Genomic DNA, 24,650 nt, shown 5'->3' with positions numbered 1-24,650 from the left:
GAGTTTACTCAAGTAAGTGATTCGGGTGAGTAAGCGCAACCAACGCACATGAAACTTGAAGTATGACGGGTAATGAAAAATGAGCGGTATCATCAACCTGTTTCATCTTGATATGGCCACAGACTACAGGCATGGAAAGACGGCGGGGATTACCTGTACAGTATGATAATCAGACTCAACACGATGTTCGGATAACGCAGGTGAAATAGTTTTGTTGTAAAGTGACATTTTGCACCGTTATTCGACGCTTAATCGCAACACTACAGCTTCACAAGTGAACGGAGTTATACATGTCCAGACGGCTCAGAAGAACCAAGATTGTCACCACCCTGGGGCCCGCTACCGACCGTGATAATAATCTTGAAAAGATTATCAATGCGGGCGCTAACGTAGTACGCATGAATTTTTCTCACGGCACAGCAGAAGATCATCAATTACGTGCCAACAAAGTTCGTGAAATTGCGGCTAAATTAGGCCGCCACGTTGCCATTCTTGGCGATCTACAGGGTCCAAAGATTCGCGTTTCTACCTTCAAAGAAGGTAAAATTTTCCTGAATATTGGCGACAAATTCTTGCTTGATGCCAATTTAGCGAAAGGCGAAGGCGATAAAGAAAAAGTCGGGATCGATTACAAAGGCTTGCCAAGCGATGTTGTGCCTGGCGATATCCTGTTACTGGATGACGGCCGCGTACAGCTGAAAGTCCTTCAGGTTGAGGGCCTCAAGGTTTACACCGAAGTCACCGTTGGTGGACCGCTGTCTAACAACAAAGGCATTAACAAACTCGGTGGAGGCCTGTCTGCCGAAGCCCTGACGGAAAAAGATAAAGCCGACATTATTACTGCCGCAAAAATTGGCGTCGACTATCTGGCTGTCTCTTTCCCACGTACCGGTGAAGACCTCAACTACGCACGCCGCCTCGCACGCGATGCAGGCTGTAACGCCAAGATCGTATCAAAAGTTGAACGTGCCGAAGCCGTCTGCTCAGATGCCGCCATGGATGACATTATTCTGGCTTCCGACGTAGTGATGGTCGCTAGGGGTGATCTGGGTGTTGAAATCGGCGACCCAGAGCTAGTAGGGATTCAGAAGAAGTTGATCCGTCGTGCTCGTCAGCTGAACCGTGCGGTCATTACCGCCACGCAGATGATGGAATCGATGATCACCAACCCGATGCCAACTCGTGCAGAGGTGATGGATGTTGCCAACGCCGTGCTGGATGGCACCGATGCCGTGATGCTGTCAGCGGAAACCGCCGCGGGCCAATATCCGGCTGAAACCGTCGCTGCCATGGCGAAAGTGTGTTTAGGCGCGGAGAAAATCCCAAGCATCAACGTCTCCAAGCACCGCCTTGACGTGCAGTTTGATAACACGGAAGAATCCATCGCGATGTCTTCCATGTACGCCGCCAACCATCTGAAAGGGGTTACGGCGCTGATCGCCATGACGGAATCTGGTCGTACCGCCCTGATGATGTCCCGTATCAGTTCCGGTCTGCCAATTTTCGCGATGTCTCGTCATGAGCACACGCTAAACCTGACCGCACTGTACCGTGGGGTTACCCCCGTGCATTTCGACAGCTACACGGACGGCGTTGCTGCCGCCAATGATGCAGTGATCCTGCTGCGTGACAAAGGATTCCTGATGTCTGGGGATCTGGTCATCGTCACACAAGGTGACATCATGGGTACCGTGGGCACCACTAACACGATCCGCATCCTGCGCGTGGAATAATCAGTACCATAACCGCTCTGCTGCTGAGGTGGTGGACGGTTCATACCAGCAAAAAGCCGGACGATTTCTCGTCCGGCTTTTTTATCTATGCGGCCAGTCAGCCCACAATTAGCTACGGTATAAACTAGTCGCGGTATAGATCATCCCGACAGTACGGTTCAATCTCACCCGGCTTGCGGGTTTTCAGCAGCTTCAGAATCCAGGTGTACTGCTCAGGGTTAGGTTTGACCAGAATTTCCACTTCTTCATTCATGCGCCGCGCAATATATACGTCATCCGCATCCGCTAAATCGTCCATCGGCGGGCGAATAAACACATCCAGACAGCCGTCTTTAGCGTTATACACCGGGAACAGCGGCACAATATCAGCACGACACACTTTCATCAGCCGTCCGACGGCAGGCAGCGTTGCCTTATAGGTCGCAAAAAAGTCAACGAATTCGCTGTGCTCAGCGCCATGATCCTGATCGGGCAGGTAATAACCCCAGCACCCGGAGCGCACGGAGCTGATAAACGGTTTAATACCATCGTTACGAGCATGGATGCGGCCACCAAAACGACGGCGTAACCGATTCCACCAGTAGTCCACCAGCGCATTCTTCTGGTTGTGGAACATGGCCGCCATACGCTGGCCGCGCGAGGTCAGCAGCATCGCAGGGATATCAACCCCCCAACCGTGCGGAACCAGAAAAATCACATTCTTTTCTTGTTCCTTAATGCGATCCAGAATGTCTTCGCCATGCCAGCGAACATATTTCTCGATTTTCTTCGGGTTACGAATTCCCACTTCCACCATCATGATCATCGACTGAGGAGCCGTCGCAAACATGTCATCGATGATAGCTTCGCGCTGTGCTTCCGTTAATTCCGGCATGCAATACAGCAGATTAATACGGGCACGGCGGCGGGCGCCTTTTGATATTTTCCCGACAAAACGCCCCAACCCACCCAGCACCGGATTTCTTAATCGCGCGGGGACATAGGCAGCGAGCGCCATCACACCAACGCCTAACCAAACGCCCCAATAACGCGGATGAAAAAAGGCGCGTTGAAACTGGGGAACAAATTCAGCGTTCGATTTTTTTTCTTTTTCCATGCCTAAACTCTTCAGATCAATCAGTAAACATAATCATAATTGCCGCTCGGCGTTTAGCAACGCCGACGACAGTTACGCAAAAACACGCCTGCTCGATAATAAAGAATCAGGAACCCGTGTTCTATCAAATGTTCTATAAATGAAAATGCCGGCGGCAAGCCACCGGCATAACATGCAATCAATATCTATCCTAAATAATTCAAGTTGCATGAAGGCGGCAACCGCATGAATCCCCAGGAGCTTACACAAGTAAGTGACTGGGGTGAGTAAGGGCGGCCAACGCACAAGCAGCTTGAAGTATGACGGATATCATTAATCAAACTTAAGCTGCGGTACCACTTCCTTAACCTGCGCCAGATAATCACGACGCTCTTTACCCGCCAGCCCTTCAGAACGCGGCAGTTTAGCCGTTAACGGGTTTACCGCCTGCTGGTTGATCCAGAATTCATAGTGAAGATGTGGGCCAGTGGAGCGGCCTGTGTTACCGGACAATCCGATACGATCGCCACGTTTCACTTTCTGTCCCGGCTTAACCAGAATGCGATGCATATGCATGTAGCGCGTGGTGTACTGACGACCATGACGGATAGCAACATAGTTCCCCGCGGCACCGCTGCGTTTCGCGATCACGACTTCGCCATCACCGACGGCCAGAACCGGTGAACCGACCGGCATGGCAAAATCGACACCTTTATGTGGTGCGACGCGCCCTGTCACTGGATTCAGACGACGTGGATTAAAGTTGGAGGAAATACGGAATTGTTTCATGGTTGGGAAACGCATAAAACCGCGCGTCAATCCAGAACCTTCACGATCGTAGAATTTACCGTCTTCTGCACGAATAGCGTAATAGTCTTTGCCACCCGTATTCAGACGAACACCGACCAGCTCACTCTGCTCACTTTTACCATCGAGCATTTCGCGGGACATCAGGACAGAGAAGGTATCGTCTTTGCGTAATTTACGGAAATCCAACTGCCATTGCAGCGCTTTAATGACTTCACGCACTTCTGTGCTGGTCAAACCGGCGTTTTTTGCGCTGCTGACAAAGCTGCCGCTGACTCGGCCATTCAGAACGCTGTTACGCCACTCGCCTTTCAGCGTTTCAATACGCTCTTTGAAATCGGCGCCAACACGCTCATAAATGCGTGTTTCACGGCGGGACATCTGCCAGGTCAAACTTTGCAGGTCGCCGTTTTCTGCCAGAGCCCATGAAATTTGCTGACCAATTTTCAGGTTCCGCAAATCTTTATTCTGCTCCGCAAGCTGAGTGACATCCGCAATATCAATGCCGTACTGCGTCAAAATGCTGCTTAAGGTATCGCCCGTAGAGACCACGTACTCATGTACACCGCCTTCATCAGCAACCTTATCATCCAGCTCATCTTGTGGAATCTCGTCATCTGGCGAGGGTTGGTCTATCGGTTCACTGGCTTCAGGCGTCAACGTTCGCAGTTGGCTGGTTTCCAGGTCGATATCTTTCACGATGACGGGGGCATCATCGACGTGGGGATAAACAAAAGGCCGCCAAACAGCAACGGCCAATGTTACAACGGTAAGCGACCCCAGCATGACGCGATGGGGACGAGGTAAGCTGTTATACGCCAGAGCGATAGTTCGGACTATCTGCTGCACTTATTCGTATCCTCATGATTTTTCCTCCAGACAGCTCACATACTGGTTCGATAGCTGCAACAAGAAATCGGCATAGCTATCTCTACCCAGTGCAATATTGCTTCCCAATGGATCGAGCACACCCGAGCGCACGTCGGTTCCCTTGGCAACAGCATTAATAACGGCTGGCCTGAATTGTGGTTCAGCAAAAACGCATACGGCTTTGTGCTCAACCAACTGTGTTCGTATTTGATGTAAACGCTGTGCTCCGGGTTGGATTTCGGGGTTAACCGTGAAGTAACCCAAGGGGCTTAACCCGTAGTGTTTCTCAAAATAACCATAGGCATCATGGAACACGAAGTACCCTTTACCCTGCACAGGCGCTAGCATCTTAACAATTTTTTCATCTGCTTGCCCGATTTTATCCGTGAAATAAAGCAGATTCGCGTCTAGTTTGTCCTTATTCTGAGGCATAAGTTCCAATAATTTTGCATGAATGGCCATTGCCGCCTGTTTTGCCATCTCCGGCGACAGCCAAATATGCATATTGTACTCACCATGATGGTGACCATCATCGCCGTCATCATGGGCGGCATGGCTATGATCGTGGCCTTTTTCATGGTCATCATGCGCCTGTTCATGACCATCCTCATGATCGTGTCCGGCCTCTTTTTCCAGCTCAGATTTAATCGCTGGCAGCGCGGAAAGCGCAATCTGCTTTTCAGGTGAGACTTTCGCTAACGGCTTCCCGAGAAAGGCTTCCATTTCCGGGCCGACCCAAATCACCAGTTCAGCAGACTGTAAACGCTGGACATCAGACGGGCGCAGGGCATAATCGTGGGGCGACGCGCCATCAGGTAACAAAACCTCAGTGGGCGTCACGCCATCGGCAATAGCCGACGCAATGAATCCTAAAGGACGAATTGACGTAATGACCGCAGCGGATGCCGCGCTGATTGACATCCCGCTTGCGAGTAGCGCGCTGGCAACAAACACACTTTTTAACCATTTTTTTTGCTGAATAGATTTTTTTTGTTGAATAGATTGCTGCATGAAAGTCGATCCCATCGATTTTTATGGTGTTGTTTGTTATATTATAACGTTACATGGGTTATGCAAACCGAATTCTATGTCCACATTGGTATCACTTAATAATATTTCAGTTACATTTGGCAGCCGCAAGGTTCTGTCAGATATCTCTCTTACCTTGCAGGCAGGTCGAATTCTGACGCTGCTCGGGCCGAATGGCGCAGGGAAATCGACGCTGGTGCGCGTGGTATTAGGGCTACTTGCCCCCACCTCCGGTTCACTGGTACGGGATCCCGCGCTGCGTATCGGCTACGTTCCGCAGAAGCTGCATTTGGATACCACCCTGCCCTTGACCGTCAGCCGTTTTATGCAACTGCGCCCCGGCGTGAAAAAGCAGGATATTTTACCAGCGCTCAAGCGGGTTCAGGCTGCACATCTGCTGGAACAGCCGATGCAGAAACTTTCCGGTGGCGAAACCCAGCGCGTCCTGCTGGCACGCGCGCTGCTCAACCAGCCCCAACTGCTGGTACTGGATGAGCCGACGCAGGGTGTCGATGTCAATGGGCAACTCGCGCTGTACGATCTCATTAACCAATTGCGGCAAGAATTCCACTGCGGTGTACTGATGGTGTCGCACGATCTGCATTTGGTGATGGCGAAAACCGATGAAGTTCTCTGCCTTAATCAACATGTTTGCTGCTCCGGCACGCCTGAAGTGGTTTCTCTTCATCCTGAGTTTTTAGCGATGTTCGGCCACCGCGGCGCGGAGCAATTGGCGGTTTACCGCCACCATCATAATCATCGTCACGATCTACAGGGACGTATCATTCTGAAAAGACAAGGTGGAAACGACGCATGATAGAACTGCTGTTTCCCGGTTGGCTGGCGGGGATTTTGCTAGCGATTGCGGCCGGCCCGCTCGGCTCATTCGTCGTCTGGCGACGGATGTCTTACTTCGGTGACACGCTGGCGCACGCGTCTTTACTCGGTGTCGCCTTCGGCCTGCTGCTGAACATCAACCTGTTTGCTGCCGTTATTGCCGTGACGCTCATTCTGGCGTTGGGGCTTGTCTGGCTGGAGCGACGCCCCTATCTGGCTATCGATACGTTACTCGGCATCATGGCACACAGCGCCCTGTCGCTTGGATTGGTGGTCGTCAGCCTGATGAATAACGTGCGCGTGGACTTGATGGCTTACCTGTTTGGTGATTTGCTCTCTGTCACAACAGAAGATCTGTGGGTTATCGCTGCTGGTGTTATCGTTGTTGTTGCCATTATGTGCTGGCAATGGCGCGCACTACTTTCTATGACGATCAGCCCAGAGCTGGCGCACGTCGATGGCATAAAACTACAGCGCACCAAGCTGCTCTTGATGCTAACCACCGCATTAACGATTGGTATCGCCATGAAATTTGTGGGTGCGCTGATCATTACGTCACTACTGATTATTCCTGCTGCCAGTGCCAGACGCTTTGCACGGACGCCGGAACAAATGGCGTGTATTGCGATTATTGTGGGAATGATTGCCGTGACAGGCGGTTTAGCGTTCTCGGCTGGCTACAATACGCCCGCTGGGCCGTCGGTGGTGCTGTGCGCATCGCTACTGTTTATTGCCAGCCTGATTAAGCGACAACCTGCCTAGAGCCTATCAATCACTCAATAGTACAGAAACTCAATAGCAAAAAGCCCTTCCGAATACGTGATTCAGAAGGGCTTTATATTTTGGAGATTGCACGAGCCGCGTTTATTGCCGGTTAGCCATATCTGGAATGATTAAATCACCCCGCAAGACATACGAACCCAGCACATCCTGGGTTTTCTCGTTGAGCCACGACACGATTCTGGCCGCCACCGCATCCATCGAATATTCGATTGCGGGTATCGCCGGAATGCCCGGAATATCGAGAGACCCTGCCAGACTGAATACCATGATGTCTTTTGGCACGGATTTATTAAACGCCTGAAGCTGCGTAATCACACGTTTGGCTTCCAGTTCATCCGCCACCAGAAGCGCATTGAAATTCAGCGTCGTGCTGTTATTGAGCAGTACTTGCAGCGCCACCGATGACGATGAAGACGCATCCATAAAAATCAGGTTGCGGTTAAACGGTAAGAAGTTATTTTCCAGCGCCCGCTTATACCCTAACAGCACCTGTTCTGCTGAACTGCTCGCGGCGGGATTGATCAACGCAATTTGCCGTCTTCCTTGCCGAATTAGGTAATTACACGCGGTTTCCGTGGCGAAAGCGTGATCGAATTGCAGGCTGTTCGTGGTATCCGTTTCCATACAATCGATCAGAATGATGTTCTTATCGGCCAGATTCAGCGGAAAGCGCGCGCCGATGATTAAAATGTCATCGCACAGGCCACTGGTCAGCTCATCAAGCACATTCATCACTTCAGCCCTGCTGCTGGCGAACCGCAACAAGAGATGCTTTTGATGTCGGCTAAAGTGTTTTTCCAGCGCATAAAGGTAGCCGGTCGTCTGGTTGATGTTGTCCTGAGCGCAAATGACGCCAATACATCCGGTTGACTGACTCAGCAAAGACTGGGCGATGACGTTCGGCCGATATTTAAGCTCATCAACCGCTTTTAACACCGCAAGACGGCTAGCTTCCTTTACGCCGCGTGAACCACTCAACACCCGGGAGACTGTGGCTTTGGACACCCCAGCTAAACGCGATACATCGTTGATTGTAGACATCATTTTCCCCTGGAAAACGCTAAATCCGACTCAAAACCCTAAACACCAACCGCGCATTGCGTTGCTTCGCAGTATAACCGTTTCCATCCAGCATGGAAACCGATTATCCGTTTAACATCCAATGCGTATTTCTACCAATAAGATGTGATGTAAATCTAATTAATACCGCCAGAAATCATCACATCTTGACGGTCATCACACTTCTCTTTTCTTTGCATGGAAAACGGTTTCCATATGATATCCAATCATCTTAGCAATAACTTTTTACATTGTGCTTGGCGGAAAATGCGGTCCGCCGCGGAAGAAAAATAACAGGCATAGGCTCACATTTATAAAAGGCTGCCACACGCGATATTCCCGTAAGGGTTTTAGATACAATGAGTTACGGCGTACAACGTGGCGATAACATACTGGGTGACGAGCTGTCGCTGCTACGGCGACACATGAAAAGGTGTTCACATGAGTTCCTTATATCAATCAATGATTGCCGCTATCGAACAATCGATTACCCCGCTTGCAGGGCGTTTGGGGCAGCAAAAGTATGTGATCGCTATCCGTGATGGTTTTACCGCCGCGCTACCTTTTATGATCATCGGCTCGTTTATGCTGGTGTTTATTTTCCCTCCGTTTTCCGCAGATACGACCGTCGGATTTGCCCGTACCTGGCTAGATTTTTCTATTACCTATCGCGAACAGTTGATGCTGCCTTTCGAACTCAGCATGGGCTTGATGACATTTTTCATCTCCGTAGGCGTGGGTGCCAGCCTGGGAAGACAGCTTAATCTCGATTCCGTGATGTCGGGCCTGCTGGCGTTTATGGCTTTCCTGCTTGTCGCCGCGCCTTACGCCGATGACAAAATTTCCACCGAATATCTGTCAGGACAAGGGATCTTCACCGCTTTGCTGACCTCCATCTACGCCACCCAAGTTTATGCGGCGCTGAAACAACACAACATTACTATTCGCTTACCGAAAGAAGTCCCGACGGGGGTCGCTCGCTCGTTTGAAATCCTCATTCCCGTGTTGGTGATTGTCGCAACGCTGCATCCACTCAACCTTTTCATTGAAGCGCAAACAGGCATGATCATTCCCGAAGCGATTATGCACCTACTGGCACCGCTGGTTTCCGCCTCAGACTCGCTGCCTGCCATTCTTCTGTCTGTGCTGCTGTGCCAGCTTTTCTGGTTCTCGGGGATCCACGGTTCGCTGATTGTCACGGGCATCATGAATCCATTCTGGATGACCAATCTGGCGGTGAATCAGGCCGCGCTGGCAGCCGGTGGAGTCTTGCCACATATCTATTTACAGGGCTTTTGGGATCACTACCTGTTGATTGGCGGCGTCGGCTCGACGCTACCGCTGGCATTTCTGCTGTTACGCAGCAAGGTCACGCACTTGCGGACCATTGGCAGAATGGGCGTCGTACCCAGCTTCTTTAACATCAACGAGCCGATCATGTTCGGTGCCCCCATCATTATGAACCCGATGCTATTTATCCCTTTTGTCTTCGTGCCGATGGTTAACGCCGTGCTGGCTTACACCGCAACCAAGATGGGATGGCTGGCGCAGGTGGTATCGTTGACGCCGTGGACCACACCGGCCCCCATCGGTGCATCGTGGGCTGCAAACTGGAGTTTCAGCCCGCTAATCATGTGCCTGCTGTGCATGGTGTTTTCCGCGCTGATGTATTTGCCGTTCCTGCGAGCTTATGAACGCACATTAATGAAAACCGAGGAGCAAAAAATACAGGGCGATATTTCGCTGACGAAAACAGTGAGCAGTAATTAATGGGATTAATAAAAACAGAGATAGATATTAAATAGAAGAAAGAAAATAAAACGTTTAGGGTCGGAATATTTTTATTATTCGTTCTCCTCGACCCGGACGACATTCAAGAACGCGGCATAGAAAATACGTGCTGCGAATATTCGTTCACATAAAAATAGGTCATATGATGATTACATTAGAAGATGCAGTAATGGAAATTATCGTCAATGCAGGACAGTCACGCAGTCTGTGTTTTGAAGCGCTACACGCTGCGCGTAAAGGTAACATTGATGAAGCCAAAAATCTGTTGAAGGAAGCCGATGGTTACGCGCGCAAAGCCCACCATATGCAGACCCAACTAATCGAACAGGATGCGGGAGAAGCCAGACAGCCGATGACATTAATTATGGTTCATGCTCAAGACCATTTAATGACATCACTGCTCGCCCGCGAATTATCAGAAGAGATTATTCATCTCTATCAGCGGCAATAGTTCATTTTAATCCCCTTATAGGGAGGGTCGATTACGTCAGTTATTTAATTACGCTGTACCCGTTTAAAAAAATAACAATCACCTTGTTCTGAGCGCCGTGCCATTATTCACGCCAATCAGAGCGGGATGATTATTGTCTGAAAATAACTTACCGAATTGAGATGACGATGAAAAATTCCAAAAAACTGCCCGTTACGCTGGCGGTGCTGGCTGCCCTTTGCTCCGGTTCCGCATTCGCACAAGAAACGATTACTCAAGAGCAATTAGATCGTATCGTTGCTCAGGCCGTAGAAAAAGCGCTGGCGGAGCGTCAGGCCAAATTAGACGCGATTGCCAGTAAACAGGTCGATCCGCTGACGACGCCCGACGCTCCCAAAACGCCTGACATGGCGATACCTTATGGCATCAACTTTACTGGCTATGCGCGTTACGGTGCGCAATTCCAGAGCGGTGACCAGAAATATGTTGCGGTTGACGGCTCCTATAATGGTGCCTCCGCGCTGGGCCGTCTGGGCAACGAAGGCAATGGCGGTGAATTCCAGCTTTCCAAGGCTTTCAAAAGTAACAACGGCGCAATCTGGGATGTCGTCGTGATGATCGACCACTGGGGCGACGAAGTTAACCTGAAAAAAGCCTATGCTGGCGTTACCAACCTTTTTGCTTCTCAGCCAAATGCCTATCTCTGGGCCGGACGTGATTTCCACCAGCGTCCACAGCAAGGTATTAACGACTACTTCTGGATGAACCACGACGGCCAGGGCGCGGGGATAAAGAATTTTGATCTCGGTGGTATTCAATTCGATGTGGCGGCCGTTGCTGCCGTGGAATCCTGTAACCCCGAAGTGATCACGAATAACGCGAACCCCTCACGTATCAGCTGTACCGGCAGTTCCGGCACGGGCGATAAAGGTAATTACGCACTGACGTCCAAAGTACATGGCATCAAGTTGGGGCCGTTGGATCTTGCGCTGTACGCGAACTACGGTTTTGACTCGAAAGCGGTGGATAACGATGCACGACTGAAAGCCTGGCAAGGCGGCGCGGTCCTGAGCCATACGGGGAAAAATAGCCTCAATCAGTTTATCACTCGCTACTCGGACAATGCGGATAACAGCGTTTACAACAAAACGGACAACCTGAAAACCTTCTATGCCAGCTTTGAAGGTAAATACAAATTCACACCGCAAACGCAGGTCGAATATCTGCTGGCCTACCACGACTACTCGAATGACTCAGCCAGTCAGGACGATCGTCGTAACTACAATGCCATCGTTCGCCCGATGTATTTCTGGAATGATGTGCATTCCACTTGGCTTGAAGCGGGCTATCAACATGTAGATTACGGTCAGGGTGGCGATAACAAAGGGTGGAAGCTGACGCTTTCCCAAAATGTCTCGATCGCCATGGGACCGGAGTTCAGACCGATGCTGCGCTTCTACGTCACCGGCGGGGAAGTCGATAACAAACACACCGCGCGGACAACGACCGGCGTCAACACGCAGCTCGATTCGTTCAACGTTGGGGCAATGTGGGAAGCCTGGTTCTAATTACATAAACTCAGGGAGACCGCGTGGTCTCCCTGAATATGGAAAGCATTTCTTAGGCGATACGCTTTTTCACCCGTTAACCTAAATCTTCACGCGTTAAGCCAAAATGTCGATAGGCATGCTGCGTCGCCATTCGACCGCGCGGCGTACGCTGAATGAACCCTTGCTGAATCAGAAACGGCTCCAGCACGTCTTCAATCGTTTCACGTTCTTCGCCAATCGCTGCCGCTAAATTGTCCAGCCCGACGGGGCCACCCATGAATTTATCGATGATCGCCAACAGCAGCTTACGGTCCATGTAGTCAAAGCCTTCGGTATCTACCGCCAGCATATCCAGTGCCTGTGTCGCCACATCACCGGTAATCGCCCCTTCTGACTTAACTTCGGAGAAATCACGCACACGTCGCAATAATCGGTTAGCAATACGCGGCGTACCCCGCGCGCGCCGCGCCACTTCAAGCGCGCCCTCAGATGTCAGATCCAACCCTAAACACTGTGCACTGCGGCTGACGATATACTGCAAGTCCGCGACTTTATAAAATTCCAGACGCTGCACAATGCCGAAACGATCGCGCAATGGCGAGGTTAACGAACCTGCACGTGTCGTTGCGCCAATCAGTGTGAAAGGCGGTAAATCGAGTTTGATCGAACGGGCGGCGGGCCCTTCACCGATCATGATATCCAACTGATAATCTTCCATCGCCGGATACAGCACTTCTTCCACAACGGGTGACAGGCGGTGGATTTCATCGATGAACAGCACATCATTCGGTTCGAGATTAGTCAGCAGCGCGGCGAGGTCGCCGGCTTTTTCCAGCACCGGACCCGACGTCGTGCGCATATTCACGCCCATCTCGTTAGCAACAATATTCGCCAGCGTCGTTTTACCCAGACCGGGAGGACCAAAAATTAGCAGATGATCCAGCGCATCTCCACGTTTGCGAGCTGCCTGGATAAAAATTTCCATCTGCTCACGCACCTGCGGCTGCCCCACATACTCGGTGAGCAATTTAGGGCGGATCGCACGGTCGATAAATTCTTCTTCGGGAACGGCATCAGCGGAGATCAAACGATCGGCTTCTATCATGAATACCTCACAGCGCCGCGCGCAGTGCATCCCTGATTAGGGTTTCACAGTCAGCATCGGGACGCGCAATCTTGGAAATCATGCGGCTAGCTTCCTGTGGTTTATAGCCCAACGCAACCAATGCTGCTGCGGCTTCTGTTTCTGGATCGCTAACACGGCTGTCTGCAGTAGCGGGCGATGCCAGCGGAATATCGCTGACCGGATTAAACAGATCGCCGCTCAAGCCCTTAAAGCGATCTTTCATTTCAACAACCAATCTTTCCGCCGTTTTCTTACCGACGCCCGGAAGTTTAATCAACGCACCAATTTCTTCACGCTCAACGGCGCTGACAAACTGCGTCGCGGACATCCCGGAGAGAATTGCCAGCGCCAGCTTCGGCCCGACGCCATTCACTTTGATCAACTCACGGAACAACGCCCTCTCCTGCTTATCATTAAAGCCGAACAGCAGTTGTGCATCTTCGCGAACAACAAAATGGGTAAAGATGACCGCTTCCTGATTGAGTTCAGGAAGTTCGTAAAAGCACGTCATCGGCATATGGACTTCGTAACCCACGCCGTTAGCTTCTATCAGCACCTGCGGCGGCTGTTTTTCCAGAATAATGCCTCTGAGACGACCTATCACGTTGCGCTTCCTTTTACGTAGGGAAAGAATGGCTTGAAGTATGACGAGTATATAACATAAAAAAGGCTGGATGAATATCCAGCCTCCTGTTTCAGCGCAGTCTTCCTGCCAGCGGGTTCACTTTCGCCGCCGCTGTTCGCAGCAGGCTTTGGCTAAAGTGGCAGTGAGTAATGGCAATCGCCAGCGCATCGGCGGCATCCGCCTGCGGGCTGGCCGACAGTTTCAGCAGTGAGCGAACCATATGCTGCACCTGCTTTTTATCCGCCGCGCCCGTTCCTACCACCGTTTGTTTCACCAGCCGTGCCGCGTATTCAAACACGGGCAGATCCTGATTCACGCCGGCAACGATAGCCACACCGCGCGCCTGCCCCAGCTTCAAGGCTGAATCCGGGTTTTTCGCCATGAAAACCTGCTCAATCGCCATACAGTCTGGGCGAAATTGCGTAATGATTTCACTGACGCCAGCGTAAATCAGCTTCAGCCGTGTGGGCATATCATCCACCACGGTACGGATACAGCCACTACCGAGGTACGTCAGATGACGCCCCTGCTGACGGATAATGCCATAACCCGTCACGCGCGAACCGGGGTCGATACCTACTATTATTGTCATCGTGCTACGATTGCCATGGTGCTACGACTGTCATCGTGCCGCTCCGCCGATTCGCCCGTGTGGATAGCTGTTGCTACGTTGCATTACCGACCAGCCATTACAGCAGTTCAGCCACCTCATCGGAGATCTCACCGTTGTGGTAAACCTCCTGAACATCGTCGCAGTCTTCCAGCATGTCGATCAGACGCATCAATTTCGGTGCCGTTTCTGCATCCATATCCGCCTTGGTAGACGGAATCATCGACACTTCCGCAGATTCTGCTTTCAGGCCAGCCGCATCCAACGCATCCTTCACATCACCGAACGTTTCCCACGGCGTGAAGACGTCAATCGCACCGTCGTCATACGTCACAACGTCATCGGCACCGGCTTCCAGCGCTGCATCCATCACCGCATCTTCATCCAGACCTGGCGCATAAGAAATGACGCCTTTCTTAGTGAAGAGGTATGACACGGAACCATCGGTACCCAAGTTGCCGCCGGTTTTCGTAAACGCATGGCGCACTTCGGAAACGGTACGGTTACGGTTGTCACTCAGGCATTCCACCATGACAGCGGTACCGCCAGGGCCGTAACCTTCATAAATGATGGTTTCCATGTTGGCATCATCATCACCGCCGACACCACGGGCAATCGCGCGGTTCAGCGTATCGCGCGTCATGTTGTTGGACAGTGCTTTATCGATCGCGGCGCGCAGACGTGGGTTAGAACCCGGATCGCCACCGCCCAAACGGGCTGCGGTGACCAGTTCGCGGATAATCTTGGTAAAGATTTTACCGCGTTTGGCGTCCTGTGCTGCTTTACGATGCTTTGTGTTAGCCCACTTACTATGACCTGCCATAAAAATCTCCGAAAAAAGCCTGTTCAGGCCGGATAAATAACAAATTCCTCAATCGCCTGCCGGTTGCTCCAGGACTTGGTCAACTGCGCCGCATGGGGCACATCCAGCCACTGGTAAGCAAGATGCTCGGATAATTGCACCTCGCGCTCAGCAGGTAACGCCAGACAAAACCAGTGTTCGGTATTGTGCGTGACCCCCGGCGCATAGCGACGTCTCAAATGAGCAAATAGCTCAAACTCAATACAGCGCTGACAGTCAAAGAGTGATAACGCTTCCGCGGATATATCGATGTTAACTTCTTCTTTGACTTCACGCTGTGCGGCATACGGCGCGCTTTCCCCTTCTTCTATGCTGCCGGTTACCGACTGCCAGAATTCAGGATCGTCACGCCGCTGCAACATCAGCACCCGCCCGGTGTCACGGGCATAGATCACCACCAGAACCGAAACGGGTCGCTTGTATACCATCTTATTCGTTCTCGGATTTTCCATCCTGAGCCGCTTTCCCTTTCACGACAACCGCAATGGCAAGCTCTTCCAGTGAAGCCGAGTTGGCGAAACTTGGCGCTTCCGTCATCAGACACGCTGCTGCCGTCGTTTTCGGGAAGGCGATAACGTCACGAATGTTATCAGTGCCCGTCAGCAACATCACCAGACGGTCAAGGCCAAACGCCAGACCCGCGTGCGGCGGCGTACCATATTTCAGTGCGTCTAGCAGGAAGCCAAACTTCTCACGCTGTTCTTGTTCGGTAATGCCCAGAATGCTGAACACGGTTTGCTGCATTTCACCACTGTGAATACGCACGGAACCGCCGCCCACTTCATAACCGTTAATGACCATGTCATACGCGTTGGCGATCGCCGAAACCGGATTAGCTGCCAATTCAGAAGGCAGCATGTCGCGCGGCGCAGTAAACGGATGGTGCATCGCAGCAAGACCGCCTTCGCCATCTTCTTCAAACATCGGGAAATCGACAACCCACAGCGGCTCCCAACTGTTGTCTTTCGTCAGGCTCAGATCGCGCCCCAGCTTGAGACGCAGTGCACCTAGTGCATCGGTCACCACTTTCGCGCTGTCTGCACCAAAGAACAGGATGTCGCCATCTTGTGCCGCAGTACGATCCAACATGGCAGACAGAACGTCTTCGTTCAGGAATTTTGCTACCGGGCTTTGCACGCCTTCCAGCCCCTTGGCACGCTCGTTGACCTTAATGTAAGCCAGACCTTTCGCACCGTAGATTTCAATAAACTTGCCGTATTCATCAATCTGCTTACGGCTCAGCTGTGCGCCGCCCGGTACGCGGATAGCGGCAACGCGGCCTTTGGCATCGTTTGCCGGGCCGGAGAATACTTTGAATTCAATGTCTTTAACCAGATCGGCAACGTCGACCAGTTCCAGCGGGTTACGCAAATCTGGCTTGTCGGAACCGAAACGGCGCATGGCTTCTGCGAACGTCATGATCGGGAAATCGCCCAGATCGACACCTTTCACGTCCTGCCACAGTTCACGCACCAGCTTCTCCATCACTTCCCGCACCTGTGGCGCGGTCATGAAAGAGGTTTCCACATCGATCTGGGTAAATTCTGGCTGTCTGTCGGCACGCAGGTCTTCGTCACGGAAGCATTTGACGATCTGATAGTAGCGGTCAAAACCAGACATCATCAGCAGCTGTTTGAATAGCTGTGGGGACTGCGGCAGCGCATAAAATTTGCCTTTATGTACGCGGCTCGGCACCAGATAGTCACGCGCGCCTTCCGGCGTCGCTTTCGTCAACATCGGGGTTTCGATGTCCAGGAAGCCGTGGTCGTCCATAAAACGACGCACAAAACTGGTGATACGGGCACGCGTTTTCAGGCGCTGCGCCATTTCAGGACGGCGCAAATCCAGATAACGGAATTTGAGACGCGCTTCTTCGGTATTGGTTTGATTGGAATCCAGCGGCAGCGCTTCAGAACGGTTAACAATCGTCAGTGCGTTGGCAAAAACCTCGACTTCACCCGTCGCCATATCTTTGTTGATTTGGCTTTCTGGTCGGGCGCGTACGACACCAGTAAGTTGGATGCAGAATTCGTTACGCAACTCGGATGCCAGTTTAAATGCGTCCTGACGATCCGGGTCAAAGAACACCTGAACCAGCCCTTCGCGGTCACGCATATCAATAAAAATCAAACCACCCAGATCGCGGCGGCGGTTAACCCAACCGCACAATGTCACTTCCTGGCCCACATGGGACGAATTCAACTGCCCGCAATAATTAGTACGCATCACGATGTCCTTTTACTCATCCGCCAGCTCACACGTTCTCACGGTAGATTACTTTTCACGGTAAATCACAGTGCAAAACAGTGACATTTTCGCTGCACGGCATGGTTTTTCTGGGTTACTGTCCGATGAAAAAAGGCGGCTATTATAAAGGATATTCGCCCGAACGATAAGCATGAAGGTAACGCTCTGCGACGCTGCCGCCTACTCTTTTTACGAAATTTCCGTTCCGGTTAACGGAATGTTCACTAATCCGCATAGAGTTGTTGCAAAACTGAACGCCTGAGGAAACCCCACTCATCAGCCCAAAGAGGCAGAACTCGCCGACACACATCGCGTGAGGATTTGCGGAAGCCAACCTTCTCTTTTAATAAAACCTGCTAAAATTACTGAGTAACTGCTTATTTTTATAAAAATTTTAATAAAAAGCGCTTTTCCATTATTGGCTAATGCGTATGGTTTACATGGAGAACAAGTATGTATTCATTTGTTGCCCGTCAACCTATTTTAAATCAACACCTCCAAACCGTTGCTTACGAACTACTTTTCCGCATGGACATCACCAATAGATTTCCTGACGTGAGTCCTGAATTTGCAACCGCACAGCTTATTTCCGATCAGTTCTTAACCAACCCATTGACAAAATCTGTGGTTGAACAGCCTTACTACATTAATTTCCCCCATCAGATGTTGATCAATGGCCAGGCTGAGGTACTACCACAGGAAAAGGTCGTTATTGAGATCCTTGAAAATTCAATTCCCAACAATGATCTCTTTTCTGCCGTAAAAAAGCTAAAAAGAAAGGGCTTCAAAATTGCACTTGATGATTTCTCGATGGATTCAGAATGGGATCGGTTTTTGCCTTACGTTGATATCATCAAATTCGATTTAACCCTGTCGACTTTTGGCGACATTGAAAATTTCATCAAAAGAACCACGCAGCGCAAGTTAATCTATCTGGCCGAGAAGGTAGAGACACATGAGCAGTACCTGCAAAGTAAGAAACTGGGCATCTCACTGTTTCAGGGATATTTTTTCAGTCGTCCTGAAATGATCAAATCAAAAAAATTGGTCAATAACTCCAGCAACACCATCAGGCTGCTGAGAGAAGTCAATAAACCTGAGATCAACTATGCCACGATCGAAGAATTGGTCTGTGCCGATCTGTCGCTTTATTATAAATTGATGCGCCACATCACCAATATCAAATACAACACTCGCTTTGGTATCACGGCAACCACCATGTCTTTCCGCGCCATGGCGATGCTGCTTGGACAACGAGAACTTAAACGTTTTGTGTCATTAATTAGCATTACCAACAGTAATGAGAATAAACCCAGCGAGCTTTATCGCACCAGCTTAATTCGCGCCAGGTTCTTCGAGTTATTGCATGCCTCTTTCAATGTGAAGGTTGATACCACCGAAGCATTTCTCTGCGGGTTATTATCGCTGCTTGATGCCGTATTAGATTCCCCGATGCCGCTGCTGCTTTCGCAAATCGCCCTATCGGAAAAAATTAACCAGAGCTTATTGGATCATACCGGCGAGCTCGCGGTTTATTTGACGTTAATATCTAAATACGAACAGCAAGAATGGGAAGAACTTGAGCAACTGTTAACCCAGTTAGGTATTGATGAGGAAAACTTCTTTAGCATGATCATGGAGGCAACACAGTGGGCAGATGAAATTTTATGAACGATTTCTCTCGGTTCACTCGCGCTGCCCAGACAATTACGCGATAATCGTCGGCATTCTATTGATGGCGACGACATGATGTATATCGGATTACCACAATGGCAGCATCCCGCCTGGAGTCGGTTGGGGTTAAACGATCTTGCCGACTACAGCCGCTATTTTACCTGTGTTGAAGGTAATACGACCTTTTATGCGTTGCCTTCACGCGAGGTTGTCGAGCGCTGGCGTGATATGACGCATGATAACTTCCGCTTTTGCTTCAAGTTCCCCTCAACGGTCAGCCATAAAGCCGCCTTGCAGAACTGTGATAGCGATGTCGGGCTTTTTTATCAATGCCTTGAACCGATTGCACACCGTATCGGACAATTATGGCTGCAACTCCCAGCCACCTTCGGCCCTGCGCAGTTGCCCGTGTTGTGGCGCTTTCTTGATGCTTTGCCGCAGGGATTTAGCTACGGTGTAGAAGTACGTCACCCGCTATTTTTCGCTAAAGGCGATGAAGAACGCGCGTTGAATCAGGGGCTACAGCAGCGCGGTATTAATCGCGTGATTCTCGACAGCCGTCCGGTTCACCACGCCGCTCCAGAAAGCGCTGCCATGCGTGAAGCCCAGCGGAAGAAGCCTCGCGTGCCGGTTCACGCCGTGCTGACGGCCACGCAGCCGCTGATTCGCTTTATCGGCAGTGAAACGCTGGAAGAAAATCTTCGCTGGTTCGAGTCATGGCGTAACAAGCTGCCGCAGTGGCGTGAGGCGAATCCCTTCTTCTTTATCCACACACCGGATATCGGTGATGCCCCACCGCTGGCGCAGCAGCTTTGGCCCTTACTCGCCGAGATCGACCCGACCTTTCCGCCCCAGCCGGATTGGCCACAGCAGGCGACACTCTTTTGATCCACCCGTTACTGACATGTGTTAGCCCGTTTGGTTATAAACAATTTTACAATGCAACGCATTTCCGCTAAAAAAATCGGCCTTTACAGGCGACAGTTGCGTTAGGTAAAGCTATTATTCTGCAAGCCGTTTTCGGTTAGGTTACGGAGTAAAACATGGTAAGTGCGCTCTATATCGTGCTTGGCGCAATCTTGTTGATAAAGCTGTCTATTGATGTTGTGAAACTCAGAATGCAGTATCGCGTGGCCTATGGCGACGGCGGATTTTATGAATTGCAAACGGCGATCCGGGTACATGGCAATGCGGTGGAATACATTCCGATTGCGGCGATTCTGCTGGTGCTGATGGAAATGAACGGCGCCCTTATCATCATGATCCACTTCTGCGGCATTTTATTGATCACCGGACGTTTAGTTCACTACTACGGCCTTCGGCATCGCGAATTCCGCTGGCGGCGTTCAGGTATGGCGGCAACCTATGCCTCGCTCATCCTGATGATTGCAGCAAACCTCTATTATCTCCCCTGGGATCTGGTTTTCACGCTGTATTGATGGCGTGAAACAAGAACGAGACCTGTTCCTCCCGGACGCGCGGAATTTATGCGTCCGGGAATCAAAAAACGCGGCCATACCCTGTGGAAGGTGAAGACCACTGTGTATTCTGCTAGAATGCGCGCCTCTTTATTACTCTCAGTGCACTTTCCGCCATGCCAAACCGCGATATGCTTTTTTCTGTGCCAATTGCCAATTTAGGTGACTGGACATTCGACGAACGCGTTGCCGACGTATTCCCCGATATGATCCAACGTTCTGTACCCGGCTATTCCAACATCATTTCGATGATTGGCATGCTGGCAGAACGCTTCGTCCGCCCGGATAGCCACGTTTACGATCTAGGCTGCTCGCTGGGCGCCGCCACGTTGTCTATGCGACGTAATATTCATGTCCCAGATTGCAAAATTATCGCGGTAGACAATTCTCCGGCAATGGTGAAACGCTGCCGCAGCCACATTGACGCTTTCCGTTCCGATACCCCCGTTGAAATTATAGAAGCCGATATCCTGAACATTGATATTGAAAATGCGTCTATGGTGGTGCTGAACTTTACCCTTCAGTTTCTGGAACCTTCCCAGCGTCAGGTGCTCATCAAGCGTATTTATCAGGGACTCAATCCCGGCGGCGTGCTCGTGCTCTCAGAGAAATTCAATTTTGCAGACAAAGACGTCGGTGAATTGCTGTTCAACATGCATCTCGATTTCAAACGGGCAAATGGCTACAGCGAGTTAGAAATCAGTCAGAAGCGCAGCATGCTGGAAAACGTCATGCTGACCGATTCAGTAGAAACCCATAAGGCTCGACTGGCAGATGCCGGTTTTGAGCACAGCGAGATTTGGTTTCAGTGTTTTAATTTTGGCTCGTTATTAGCCGTGAAAGCAGAGGAAAAGGCGTGATCGATTTCGGCAATTTTTACCAGCAAATCGCAAAAGGTCCGCTCAGCCACTGGCTTAACACGCTGCCTTCACAGCTCAGCAGTTGGCAGCAGGAATCTTTGCACGGTAAGTTCAAACTCTGGTTTAACTCGCTGGAACATCTCCCGTCGTTAACGCCAACGTCCCTGGATTTGAACGACAGCGTCACAGCGCGCATGGAACCCGATATTTCCGTCGGCCAGCGTGAAGGCATTGAAAAGCTGCTGCGTAACCTGATGCCCTGGCGTAAAGGTCCTTTTTCGCTTTACGGCGTGGATATCAACACAGAATGGCGTTCTGACTGGAAATGGCAGCGTGTTCTCCCGCATATCAGCCCGCTGAAAAATCGCCTGATTCTGGATGTAGGCTGCGGCAGCGGCTATCACCTGTGGCGGATGGTTGGTGAAGGCGCCACGATGGCAGTCGGTATCGATCCCATGCAACTGTTCTTATGCCAGTTTGAAGCCGTGCGTAAGCTGCTCGGCAACGATCAGCGGGCGCACGTTCTGCCGCTCGGCATTGAGCAACTCCCCGAACTTGCTGCGTTTGACACCGTGTTTTCTATGGGCGTGTTGTACCACCGTCGCTCCCCGCTCGATCACCTGTGGCAATTGAAGAATCAACTGGTGGAAGGTGGCGAACTGGTGCTGGAAACGCTGGTCATTGAAGGCGATGAAAATCAGGTGCTGGTACCGGGAGAACGCTACGCACAAATGCGCAATGTGTATTTCATCCCTTCTGCCGCAGCTTTGACAACATGGCTTGAGAAATGCGGGTTCGTTGATGTCCGCGTCGTCGATATCTGCACCACGACAACGCAGGAACAGCGTCGGACTGACTGGATGATCACGGAGTCGCTGGCTGAATTCCTCGATCCTGAGGATCCAACGAAAACGGTGGAAGGCTACCCCGCACCAGTACGTGCCGTACTGGTTGCCCGTAAACCCGGCATCTACCAGTCCTAAATTACTACGCTAGACAAAAAAAGCCCCAGCAACACGCTGGGGCTTGGTACTTGCCATGCACACCTGATGGTATGCGGCGCGGCAAAATTGAAGAATGACGATGTGGTGTTGAGAACAACGCTGTCGCTCTACCCCTGCACCGTGAAATTCTTTACGTCATGACACGTACTGCATTTCACGGTCCGGGCTGACTGCCCGCTTCATTGCTTCCACCACATCGCCATCCACGCAATACTGACTAAACTCATCTAATTCCGTATCAGAGCACATCGACACGCCGATTTTGCGATAGCGCATCGGAGAGGGTGTCCACTGGCCTGCGGAACTGTGTAGTTCCCGGATACCGGCCTGCTGAAATTTGTGCACGTTAGTCAAGCGCACGCCGGAACCCGCCATAATAATTGGACCGCGACTGGCCTGTGTTAGTTCACGTAATAACCGCAACCCATTTTCTGCCGTCTGCTGCTGCCCGGAGGTCAATATGCGTGATACGCCAAGTTCAGTGAGCTGTTCCAGTGCAATGTAAGGGTTCAGGCACATATCGAACGCGCGATGAAAAGTCACCGCCATCCCTTGAGCTGCCGCCATGATTTCGCGCATTTTGGGCAAATCAATGTGCCCTTCCTCGTTGAGCGCACCAACAACAACGCCGGGAAACCCCATCTCACGAATCTGTTCAATGTCGTATTTGATGGCAGCAAATTCCGTCGCGCTGTAGCAAAAATCGCCCCCCCGCGGGCGCACAATCGGGTGAACAGGAATCGCGACCTTTTCACGCGCGCCACGCAGCGCCCCATAGGATGGCGTTAACCCGCCTTCTCGCTGTCCTGCACAGAGTTCAATCCTGTCAGCCCCAGACTGCGCTGCTGTTATCGCACAATCAACGCTATAACAGCATACTTCCAGTTTCGTCATCGCTGCTCCTCCATGTAAACTCCCAGACCACTTTTCTTAATTATCGAAAAATCGACGAATCATCACGCCGATTAAAGTAATAACTATGGCATTCGCATTCATATCGTGAGGAGACAGGAGTCACAATGAACGCGATACAGTGCCGAAATAAACATGACATAAACCACAGTTTTATTAATCTGTTCTATACCCGTCATACTTCAAATTGCAGGTGCGTTGGCTACGTTCACTCACCCGAATCACTTAATTATCCTCAATAACGTGGCACACCATTTTATCTTTCAGCCAATGTTATCTTTCAGCCAATGTTATCTTTCTGATTACGCTACGTACGAGCCATACATTATTTTTATAGCGTCGACATTTCGCTTGCGACAACATCGCGTATATCAAACGGATGAAATTTTATTGTCACTTTCCCGTTGGTTACCGCCAGCGTAGGATTAGGAATTCGCTCTTTTTCGCCTTGCGGAGAGCTGAATTTAAGCTTGATGCCCGGCGTGCGCAGCGCATCATCAGACAAACAGGCCAGCGCACGTTGATGCAGCGTTTCTGCCTCACCGGGCAGCACCAGTTCCACATGCTCCCATCCTTCATGCGGATAATGCTTTTTCCCCGGCCACGGTAGCTCGATACAGGTAATCTGCCAGGGGCCGACCGTGAGTGCATTATCCAGAATAAACAAGCAGATTGTGCGGCCATTGATCTGGTTTTCAGACAGCAGGCTGCCAGACTTTAGCAGCGCCGCTTTCCATGATTCAGCCGTCGTATTCTGATGACAGCGCAGCGAAATATGGTCCGCATGAAATGTGCCTAAATCCAGCTGTAGCACATCGGCCAATTCCTGTAGCGCTTGCTCAAATCGCGCTAAATCCGTTATCAAATCATCGGGTAACATATCGGGCAAAACTCCTCGCGGTATCTCACATTATCAATAACCATTTGCACAGTGAGAATATCATACCCGTGACGCATCCTAATTAAATTCTATTTTTCCCCATGTACATTTATTTACATCTTCATTACGTGAAACGCATTAAATGCAAAGAAAAGGGAACGATGCTGTTTGATTAATAAACGGAAATATTTTTTACCAAGTGTAAGTTGCGATACTTCTCGCAATCTATTCTGGGAGGAATCTTAAATAAAGCGCCCCCCATTGAACGCCGAAAAGAAAACGTATAAATTAAGAAAACAAATAATAACGCAGAGATATCACCATGGTTTTACTCATTATATCCATCGCACTTATCGCTATTGCGGCATATGCTATTTTTCGTCATTTTAAAACCAGAGACTCGCATAA

23 protein-coding genes are annotated in these 24,650 nt (G+C 50.7%); 11 read left to right on the top strand and 12 right to left on the bottom strand.

Going from position 1 to position 24,650, the window contains the following annotated elements; all coding sequences use genetic code 11:
• Positions 1-290: 290 nt before the first annotated feature.
• Positions 291-1,733, top strand: coding sequence for a pyruvate kinase (pyk, locus tag EIP93_RS10360; RefSeq protein ID WP_011094029.1), 1,443 nt, complete (start codon positions 291-293; stop codon positions 1,731-1,733).
• Positions 1,734-1,857: 124 nt separating this feature from the next.
• Here the strand turns inward: pyk and lpxM are convergent, their stop codons facing one another.
• The 3 genes from lpxM to znuA form a co-directional block, all read right to left on the bottom strand.
• On the bottom strand, positions 1,858-2,829 hold the full coding sequence (lpxM, locus tag EIP93_RS10355; RefSeq protein WP_116586981.1) for a lauroyl-Kdo(2)-lipid IV(A) myristoyltransferase: 972 nt from the start codon (positions 2,827-2,829) through the stop codon (positions 1,858-1,860).
• Between the two features lie 312 nt (positions 2,830-3,141).
• Positions 3,142-4,464 (bottom strand): murein DD-endopeptidase MepM, encoded by a 1,323-nt coding sequence (gene mepM, locus EIP93_RS10350; protein ID WP_010307879.1) that lies wholly within the window; start codon positions 4,462-4,464, stop codon positions 3,142-3,144.
• A 12-nt stretch (positions 4,465-4,476) separates the two neighbouring features.
• On the bottom strand, positions 4,477-5,496 hold the full coding sequence (gene znuA, locus EIP93_RS10345; protein WP_103970934.1) for a zinc ABC transporter substrate-binding protein ZnuA: 1,020 nt from the start codon (positions 5,494-5,496) through the stop codon (positions 4,477-4,479).
• 76 nt (positions 5,497-5,572) lie between these two features.
• Here znuA and znuC point away from each other — a divergent pair, with 76 nt between their 5' ends.
• A complete protein-coding gene (gene znuC / locus EIP93_RS10340; protein WP_039472827.1) occupies positions 5,573-6,331 on the top strand; it encodes a zinc ABC transporter ATP-binding protein ZnuC in 759 nt (252 codons plus the stop codon).
• The gene (gene znuB / locus EIP93_RS10335; RefSeq protein WP_109224752.1) at positions 6,328-7,113 is read left to right on the top strand and encodes a zinc ABC transporter permease subunit ZnuB; all 786 of its coding nucleotides are present in this window, start codon (positions 6,328-6,330) and stop codon (positions 7,111-7,113) included. Before znuC ends, znuB begins: the two co-directional genes overlap by 4 nt.
• 102 nt (positions 7,114-7,215) lie before the next feature.
• Here znuB and EIP93_RS10330 read toward each other — a convergent pair whose 3' ends face one another.
• A complete protein-coding gene (locus EIP93_RS10330) occupies positions 7,216-8,175 on the bottom strand; it encodes a LacI family DNA-binding transcriptional regulator (protein ID WP_029368964.1) in 960 nt (319 codons plus the stop codon).
• Between the two features lie 459 nt (positions 8,176-8,634).
• Between EIP93_RS10330 and EIP93_RS10325 the strand changes: the two genes are divergently transcribed.
• The 3 genes from EIP93_RS10325 to EIP93_RS10315 all read left to right on the top strand — a co-directional run bounded on the left by EIP93_RS10325 (position 8,635) and on the right by EIP93_RS10315 (position 11,982).
• Positions 8,635-9,963 (top strand): PTS sugar transporter subunit IIC, encoded by a 1,329-nt coding sequence (locus tag EIP93_RS10325; protein WP_125232673.1) that lies wholly within the window; start codon positions 8,635-8,637, stop codon positions 9,961-9,963.
• 166 nt (positions 9,964-10,129) lie between these two features.
• Positions 10,130-10,435: a PTS lactose/cellobiose transporter subunit IIA gene (locus EIP93_RS10320; protein ID WP_005967750.1), complete on the top strand. Its 306-nt coding sequence runs from the start codon at positions 10,130-10,132 to the stop codon at positions 10,433-10,435.
• A gap of 167 nt (positions 10,436-10,602) precedes the next feature.
• Positions 10,603-11,982 carry a carbohydrate porin gene (locus tag EIP93_RS10315; protein ID WP_103860836.1) on the top strand — a complete coding sequence of 460 codons (1,380 nt, stop codon included), beginning with the start codon at positions 10,603-10,605 and terminating at the stop codon, positions 11,980-11,982.
• Between the two features lie 76 nt (positions 11,983-12,058).
• On the opposite strand, the gene ruvB is transcribed toward EIP93_RS10315, so the two are convergent.
• The 6 genes from ruvB to aspS form a co-directional block, all read right to left on the bottom strand.
• Positions 12,059-13,069 (bottom strand): Holliday junction branch migration DNA helicase RuvB, encoded by a 1,011-nt coding sequence (ruvB, locus tag EIP93_RS10310; protein ID WP_103860837.1) that lies wholly within the window; start codon positions 13,067-13,069, stop codon positions 12,059-12,061.
• Positions 13,070-13,076: 7 nt separating this feature from the next.
• Positions 13,077-13,694 (bottom strand): Holliday junction branch migration protein RuvA, encoded by a 618-nt coding sequence (ruvA, locus tag EIP93_RS10305; RefSeq protein WP_039472816.1) that lies wholly within the window; start codon positions 13,692-13,694, stop codon positions 13,077-13,079.
• A 91-nt stretch (positions 13,695-13,785) separates the two neighbouring features.
• Positions 13,786-14,307 carry a crossover junction endodeoxyribonuclease RuvC gene (ruvC, locus tag EIP93_RS10300; protein ID WP_010307920.1) on the bottom strand — a complete coding sequence of 174 codons (522 nt, stop codon included), beginning with the start codon at positions 14,305-14,307 and terminating at the stop codon, positions 13,786-13,788.
• Positions 14,308-14,404: 97 nt separating this feature from the next.
• Positions 14,405-15,148: a YebC/PmpR family DNA-binding transcriptional regulator gene (locus EIP93_RS10295; protein WP_010275900.1), complete on the bottom strand. Its 744-nt coding sequence runs from the start codon at positions 15,146-15,148 to the stop codon at positions 14,405-14,407.
• Between the two features lie 23 nt (positions 15,149-15,171).
• The gene (gene nudB, locus EIP93_RS10290) at positions 15,172-15,615 is read right to left on the bottom strand and encodes a dihydroneopterin triphosphate diphosphatase (RefSeq protein ID WP_010275904.1); all 444 of its coding nucleotides are present in this window, start codon (positions 15,613-15,615) and stop codon (positions 15,172-15,174) included.
• A gap of 1 nt (position 15,616) precedes the next feature.
• Positions 15,617-17,413 (bottom strand): aspartate--tRNA ligase, encoded by a 1,797-nt coding sequence (gene aspS / locus EIP93_RS10285; protein WP_125232672.1) that lies wholly within the window; start codon positions 17,411-17,413, stop codon positions 15,617-15,619.
• 474 nt (positions 17,414-17,887) lie between these two features.
• Here aspS and EIP93_RS10280 point away from each other — a divergent pair, with 474 nt between their 5' ends.
• From EIP93_RS10280 to cmoB, 5 genes are all read left to right on the top strand, one after another.
• Positions 17,888-19,105, top strand: coding sequence for an EAL and HDOD domain-containing protein (locus EIP93_RS10280; RefSeq protein WP_103860839.1), 1,218 nt, complete (start codon positions 17,888-17,890; stop codon positions 19,103-19,105).
• A 78-nt stretch (positions 19,106-19,183) separates the two neighbouring features.
• The gene (locus EIP93_RS10275) at positions 19,184-19,996 is read left to right on the top strand and encodes a DUF72 domain-containing protein (protein ID WP_103971021.1); all 813 of its coding nucleotides are present in this window, start codon (positions 19,184-19,186) and stop codon (positions 19,994-19,996) included.
• A 155-nt stretch (positions 19,997-20,151) separates the two neighbouring features.
• Positions 20,152-20,547, top strand: coding sequence for an MAPEG family protein (locus EIP93_RS10270; RefSeq protein ID WP_014915147.1), 396 nt, complete (start codon positions 20,152-20,154; stop codon positions 20,545-20,547).
• Between the two features lie 155 nt (positions 20,548-20,702).
• On the top strand, positions 20,703-21,446 hold the full coding sequence (cmoA, locus tag EIP93_RS10265) for a carboxy-S-adenosyl-L-methionine synthase CmoA (protein WP_010306764.1): 744 nt from the start codon (positions 20,703-20,705) through the stop codon (positions 21,444-21,446).
• Entirely contained in the window at positions 21,443-22,429 is a 987-nt protein-coding gene (cmoB, locus tag EIP93_RS10260; protein WP_103860840.1) for a tRNA 5-methoxyuridine(34)/uridine 5-oxyacetic acid(34) synthase CmoB, read from the top strand. The genes cmoA and cmoB overlap by 4 nt, the downstream gene beginning before the upstream one ends.
• A 156-nt stretch (positions 22,430-22,585) precedes the next feature.
• On the opposite strand, the gene cutC is transcribed toward cmoB, so the two are convergent.
• Positions 22,586-23,344 (bottom strand): copper homeostasis protein CutC, encoded by a 759-nt coding sequence (gene cutC / locus EIP93_RS10255; protein ID WP_039544582.1) that lies wholly within the window; start codon positions 23,342-23,344, stop codon positions 22,586-22,588.
• 349 nt (positions 23,345-23,693) lie between these two features.
• Entirely contained in the window at positions 23,694-24,242 is a 549-nt protein-coding gene (locus EIP93_RS10250) for a VOC family protein (protein ID WP_103860841.1), read from the bottom strand.
• Between the last annotated feature and the right edge of the window lie 408 nt (positions 24,243-24,650).

The organism is Pectobacterium versatile, from assembly GCF_003932035.1.
GTDB classification, from domain to species: domain Bacteria; phylum Pseudomonadota; class Gammaproteobacteria; order Enterobacterales; family Enterobacteriaceae; genus Pectobacterium; species Pectobacterium versatile.
This window is presented reverse-complemented; position numbering and strand designations above follow the sequence as displayed.

What these genes read in the sequence shown, in the direction of transcription:
- lpxM (WP_116586981.1), bottom strand. Translation starts at nt 2,829, where the DNA reads ATGGAAAAAGAAAAAAAATCGAACGCTGAATTTGTTCCCCAGTTTCAA.
- EIP93_RS10325 (WP_125232673.1), top strand. Translation starts at nt 8,635, where the DNA reads ATGAGTTCCTTATATCAATCAATGATTGCCGCTATCGAACAATCGATT.
- ruvB (WP_103860837.1), bottom strand. Translation starts at nt 13,069, where the DNA reads ATGATAGAAGCCGATCGTTTGATCTCCGCTGATGCCGTTCCCGAAGAA.
- pyk (WP_011094029.1), top strand. Translation starts at nt 291, where the DNA reads ATGTCCAGACGGCTCAGAAGAACCAAGATTGTCACCACCCTGGGGCCC.
- aspS (WP_125232672.1), bottom strand. Translation starts at nt 17,413, where the DNA reads ATGCGTACTAATTATTGCGGGCAGTTGAATTCGTCCCATGTGGGCCAG.
- EIP93_RS10280 (WP_103860839.1), top strand. Translation starts at nt 17,888, where the DNA reads ATGTATTCATTTGTTGCCCGTCAACCTATTTTAAATCAACACCTCCAA.
- EIP93_RS10295 (WP_010275900.1), bottom strand. Translation starts at nt 15,148, where the DNA reads ATGGCAGGTCATAGTAAGTGGGCTAACACAAAGCATCGTAAAGCAGCA.
- cmoA (WP_010306764.1), top strand. Translation starts at nt 20,703, where the DNA reads ATGCCAAACCGCGATATGCTTTTTTCTGTGCCAATTGCCAATTTAGGT.
- znuA (WP_103970934.1), bottom strand. Translation starts at nt 5,496, where the DNA reads ATGCAGCAATCTATTCAACAAAAAAAATCTATTCAGCAAAAAAAATGG.
- znuC (WP_039472827.1), top strand. Translation starts at nt 5,573, where the DNA reads ATGTCCACATTGGTATCACTTAATAATATTTCAGTTACATTTGGCAGC.
- EIP93_RS10315 (WP_103860836.1), top strand. Translation starts at nt 10,603, where the DNA reads ATGAAAAATTCCAAAAAACTGCCCGTTACGCTGGCGGTGCTGGCTGCC.
- EIP93_RS10270 (WP_014915147.1), top strand. Translation starts at nt 20,152, where the DNA reads ATGGTAAGTGCGCTCTATATCGTGCTTGGCGCAATCTTGTTGATAAAG.
- EIP93_RS10275 (WP_103971021.1), top strand. Translation starts at nt 19,184, where the DNA reads ATGTATATCGGATTACCACAATGGCAGCATCCCGCCTGGAGTCGGTTG.
- znuB (WP_109224752.1), top strand. Translation starts at nt 6,328, where the DNA reads ATGATAGAACTGCTGTTTCCCGGTTGGCTGGCGGGGATTTTGCTAGCG.
- ruvC (WP_010307920.1), bottom strand. Translation starts at nt 14,307, where the DNA reads ATGACAATAATAGTAGGTATCGACCCCGGTTCGCGCGTGACGGGTTAT.
- EIP93_RS10250 (WP_103860841.1), bottom strand. Translation starts at nt 24,242, where the DNA reads ATGTTACCCGATGATTTGATAACGGATTTAGCGCGATTTGAGCAAGCG.
- cutC (WP_039544582.1), bottom strand. Translation starts at nt 23,344, where the DNA reads ATGACGAAACTGGAAGTATGCTGTTATAGCGTTGATTGTGCGATAACA.
- EIP93_RS10330 (WP_029368964.1), bottom strand. Translation starts at nt 8,175, where the DNA reads ATGTCTACAATCAACGATGTATCGCGTTTAGCTGGGGTGTCCAAAGCC.
- EIP93_RS10320 (WP_005967750.1), top strand. Translation starts at nt 10,130, where the DNA reads ATGATTACATTAGAAGATGCAGTAATGGAAATTATCGTCAATGCAGGA.
- nudB (WP_010275904.1), bottom strand. Translation starts at nt 15,615, where the DNA reads ATGGTATACAAGCGACCCGTTTCGGTTCTGGTGGTGATCTATGCCCGT.